Source organism: Gemmatimonadota bacterium, assembly GCA_026706845.1.
Lineage (GTDB): Bacteria > Latescibacterota > UBA2968 > UBA2968 > UBA2968 > VXRD01.
The window spans coordinates 1-5139 of the sequence record JAPOXY010000174.1; the positions used below are offsets into that span (position 1 = coordinate 1).

Sequence of the window (5139 nt, forward strand, 5' to 3'; positions counted from 1 at the left end):
GCGCCCCTATTTTACAATGGAATATTTGCCCGGGAAGACGTTGGAAAAAATAATTGCCGACCGTGCATTGTTGGGACAATTCCGGGCTGCGTACTTTTTTGTTTTGATGCAACAAATTGTCGAGGGTTTGGCGTACATCCACGCGCAGGGTGCAGTGCATCGGGATCTCAAACCCTCCAATATTATGGTTTTGGAAACCGAAGAGGGGATTGAGATTACGATTCTGGATCTGGGGTTGGCGAAATTCAGGCATCTGCACAGCGTTTCCATTACACAGACGGGCGCGACGATTGGTACGGCAGAATATATGTCGCCAGAGCAAGGCAAGGGATTATGGGTGGATCACCGGTCAGATCTGTACTCATTGGGCGTGATTTTATACGAGATGCTCTTGGGCGCGCCGCCCTTTTCTGGACAAAATCCGGTGTCCGTTATTTTGAAGCATATTCGAGAGTCACCGCCACCAATGGTTGAAGCCCCTGACCAGACACAGCAAATTGTGCTGAAGTTGCTGGCAAAGGAGCCTGTTGATCGTTATCAGTCGGCAGAGGAGGTGGTGCAGGCGTTAAATGATGTGGCATCATCGGGGTTTGTGCTACCCGATGATGAGCAGCGCGATGTGCATAGAAAAGTGATGCGTCCGCAATTTGTCGGACGCGAATCCGAGATGAAGATGTTGCGCGCGATGTTGCGGGATGTACAGGCTGGCGAGCAGCGCGTGGTTTTGATCTCGGGTGAGGCAGGGGTAGGCAAATCGAGGCTGGCAGAAGAATTGTTGGGTGATGCTTTGATCCACGATTTTCTGTGTTTGAAGGGCGCAGGACGAGAAGAGGGTGGACAACTATACGGTGCGTTGATCGATGCTTTTCAGCGGGTAAAGACGACGGATTTGGTGGGGAGAGTGCCCGATTCATTAGAGACGGACAAGTTTTCTGTTATGGAGCGCTGGTTGCAGTTATTAAAGCGTCTGCGGCAGAAACAGCCCATTGTGTTGTGTTTGGAAGATATTCAGTGGCTTGATGAATTGTCATTGGAATTTTTGCAGTATATGTTGCGCGATCCAGAACCCTGTCCGTTTTTGTTATGTCTGACCTGTCAAGGGTCCAACAGGAAATCCATTCCAAACGAAGTTGAGAATTTTATACACGGCAATGAGTTTTCTGGGGCGACTCATATTCAGTTGAAGAATCTATCACAAGAAGCGTCGGGATATTTAGCGGCGTCGATGTTCGGGGAGCGATCCATACCGCCGGATGCATTGCAAACCCTATTCAGAGAAACAGGTGGACAACCCCTGTTTGTCGTGGAGGCTGTGAGGTCATTGGTGAATGCCGAGGTGGTTCGGCAGAATGTGTACGGCGATTGGCAGTGGGGAGAATTTCCCGAAACCCTGTTATCCGATGATATTTCAGAGGTTTTATACAGGCGCATAGCTACCCTTCCTGCGGTGCAACGTCAGGTAATGGAATACGCGTGTGTTTTTCTCAATGATTTTTCTTTTGAGTTATTGGCTTCTATCTGGCTCGGTGATGAGTTGGAGCTATTAGATGTGCTGGACGACTTGATTGCAGAAGGGCTGTTAATTACTTATGGCGATGAAGAGCGGTATCGCTTTGCACAGGGTTTGTATCGGCGGGCAATTTACGACCGCATGCAAGATGTGCGGCGGCGGTTGTTACATCGTGAAATAGGTAATGCTCTGGAAGAGATGGATGATGCTGAAGAATTGACGGAAGAATTGGCGGATCATTTTATGGCGGCGGGAGAACAAAATAAGGCTTTGAAATACATGCGCCTATCGGGCAAAAAAGCATTGGCAAAACACGCTTATCGCCAGGCATTGAGACAGTTTGAGGCTGTGCAACAGACGGATGACGCTTTTGAATCGCAGGCAGATGAGATTGACTTTTTATGCGATTATGCAGATGTGCTGCGCAATTGTGGTCGGTATAATAGGGCACTGAAACTTTTAGACGAGGCAAAGGCGTTATTGCCCGATGATCGGAGAGATTTGAAGGCGCGCATTTTGACTCATGTAGGTATTATTCACAGTGTACTTCAACATGGAGAAGTTGCAGAAGAATATATGCTGGAGGCATTGCAACTTTATTGTGAACTCGGTGATCGTGACGGAGAAATTCAGGCTTTGGGAGGGTTGGCTTATTTGTGCGATGTGTCCGGACGGCACGAAGAAGCGATTGCGTATATGCGTCGGGAAATAGAAAAACGTCATATGCTGAAGGACCCACAAAATGAAGTTTTTATACAAAGGCGAAAAGGTCTAGTTGCATTAATGGGATTTCGATTTGGGATAGCCAAAGAACACCTTGAAGCGGCTGTAAAAACATCTCAGCAACTTGGGCTTGGACACCATCAGATTTGGGTACTCAATTTACTTCAAAGAATTTATTTTTATCTGGGTGATTTCAGTCGTGCGGAAACCGTTTGCAACGAAGTCATTGGTGAGTGGCGGAAGCGAGGATTTGTGTACTGGGAGGCAATGAATTTTCTCTATCTGGGAGAATTGGCACTGGAACGAGGTGCTTTTTCAGAAGCATTGGAATATGCCGAGACCTCGGCAGATCGATTTTTGCAAACACCGAGAAGAGATTATGTCTATCGCGCTTATGCGATTGCGGCAACGGCTGCTGCGAAAATGAGAGATACAGAAGTAGCACTTGAATGGGCAGAAAGAGCCAGTGAAGGTACGCAACAAACATCGGGGATGTTCACGGGCGTATTGCCCCTGGTGTATTGTGGGGTTGGTACAGCTTTCGCCCAGGCAGGGCGGATAGCTGAAGCTGAAGAGGCTTTTGATCAGGCTGTTGAATGCCGACGAGAATCCAAAGGCGACCACTGGGCGCGTGCATTGCTGATGGCTGGGGAGTTTTATCTCGAGCGCGATGATATGGCAAGAGCTAAGGCATATCTCGAAGCAGCAAAACAGGCGTTTGAAGAGATGGAGATGTCTTATTTTTTGGAGAAAACGCAGGTGTTATTAAATCAATTGCGTGAATCTTCTCGCGGCGATGATGTTGCACCCGGTTCTGAGATTTTATCTGTTGATCGCTGGCACTTGCTCTACGATGTGAGCCGAGAATTGACAACAGAGCGCGATGTCAAAGTACTATTGGACCGGATTTTGGGTAATTTGTTGGCTGTTTATTCAGCAGAGCGCGTGCTTGTTGCGATTAAAAATGAGACCCCAAAAGGCTTTGTGGTTGATGCCGTGCGCTACTACAATGTAGAAGCAGATGATGCAGAAGAATTGAGTCGGGGTATTATTCGCCGCGTTATTGAAACAAATGAACCCGTTTTGAGCATTGATGCACAGTCAGACGAAAGGTTAAATCGTTATCAGAGCGTGATAGACTACCATATCCGGTCTGTATTATCTGTGCCCGTATTCCATCTGAACGAGGGTGTGATGGGGGCGCTATATGTGGATCATCGCGGCATTAGCAACGCATTTTCTGAAGCAGATCAGACGTTTTTACAGGCATTTGCTAATCTGGTAGGTGTAGCACTGGTCAATGCGAGGATGTACGAACAACTGGAAGAGAAAGCACAATATTTGCAGCAGGAGGTCGAAAGGCGGTATCAGCTTGGCGATATGTTCGGACAAAGTGATGCGATGCAGGCGATCTACCGGTTTATAGAACGCGCTGCAAAGAGTGATATTCCCGTGCTTGTGCAGGGCGAGACTGGTACGGGCAAAGAATTGGCTGCGCGTGCCATACACTACAATAGCAGACGCAAAGACCAGCGATTTTTGTCGCAAAATTGTGCCACCCTATCACCAGAGCTGTTGCAGAGTGAGTTGTTTGGGCACAAAAAAGGCGCGTTTACTGGCGCGACTGAAGATCACATGGGGATTTTTGAGGCGGCTGATGGCGGTACGGTTTTTTTGGATGAAATCGCCGATGCCCCGCCGCAGTTGCAAAGGAGTTTGTTGCGGGTGTTGCAAGAAGGGGAGATTCGGCGCGTGGGAGAAACAGAGGATCGTGAAGTGGATGTCCGCATTATTGCGGCGACCAATCGAGATTTAAAAGAGGAAGTAGAGAATGGCTCTTTTCGCGAAGATTTGTATTACCGCTTGCATGTGATTCAGATCGATATGCCGCCTTTGCGGGAATACCTCGAAGATGTGCCATTATTGGCTGAACATCTGCTCATTCGTGCAAAAGAAGATGCAAACAAGTCGGTTGGAGGGCTGACAGTGGGTGCAATCAGGGCACTCACAAGTTACGACTGGCCCGGCAATGTACGCGAGTTGGAGAATGAGATTCGGCGTGCGGTTGCATTGGCAGAAGAAGAGGGGGATATTACGCCCGATTTGTTTTCAGAATCCATTGGGCATACAGTGTCAGATATTCCTGTCGAATTCCAGGGACGTTTACAAGACCATGTCCAGGAGTATGAGAGACGGTTGATTCGAGCCGCACTCGAGAAATGCAAGGGTAATATTACACATACTGCCAGAGAATTGCGGATGACGCGCGTAGGCTTGCATAAAAAGATCAATCGTCTGGGACTGAGATAGATGGGAAATCAGTGTATCCTTATATATACAGTATGTCCTATTGTTTACATTATTAATGTCTATATAAATCAAATAGTTATGAGTATTTTGTTTTTTAAACGTTTGTTAGTGTATCCTGTTATATACATTTGTATCTGAATGTCGCATTTACAACACACGTAATTCTTAAATTTTATTTCCTTGTTTTTTTAAGCACTTGAGAGTTTTTCAAGTGCTTTTTTTTTGATAGAACGATTTGTGGCACGAATTTTGCAATATGGCGAGTAGATAGCATTTAGATTCTCAATAAGGAGGATACCATGGCAACGCCACGCAAGTTGACCTTGATCAATGGAACGATAGATACAGAGGGTGATATTCAAATACTTCGGTCCGCGGATAGTCTTAAAGTTGGCGGCTGTGAACCTGGTTGGGTAGCTGTTCCTCCCCTGCCCTTTCCAAACGACGATGACGATTGGGACGATTTTGATCAGGCCGACGGTCAGGATAAGTGATTTCGTCTCTGAGGAGTGCGTCTATGCTGTGCATTCAGAAATGCGAAATGCATCTTTTTCAAACTGAAGAGCACAAACAGCCTGTTGTCTATCAGGTTGAGA

General features: G+C 47.0%; 2 protein-coding genes. Both read left to right on the forward strand.

The genetic code is table 11. From position 1 onward, the window contains the following. Window positions 1-16 precede the first annotated feature (16 nt). Window positions 17-4543, forward strand: coding sequence for a sigma 54-interacting transcriptional regulator (locus OXG87_16320; GenBank protein MCY3871116.1), 4527 nt, complete (start codon window positions 17-19; stop codon window positions 4541-4543). A gap of 299 nt (window positions 4544-4842) precedes the next feature. Further along, a complete protein-coding gene (locus tag OXG87_16325) occupies window positions 4843-5037 on the forward strand; it encodes a hypothetical protein (GenBank protein MCY3871117.1) in 195 nt (64 codons plus the stop codon). The last annotated feature ends 102 nt before the right edge of the window (window positions 5038-5139 follow it).

What these genes read in the sequence shown, in the direction of transcription:
- OXG87_16320 (MCY3871116.1), top strand. Translation starts at nt 17, where the DNA reads ATGGAATATTTGCCCGGGAAGACGTTGGAAAAAATAATTGCCGACCGT.
- OXG87_16325 (MCY3871117.1), top strand. Translation starts at nt 4,843, where the DNA reads ATGGCAACGCCACGCAAGTTGACCTTGATCAATGGAACGATAGATACA.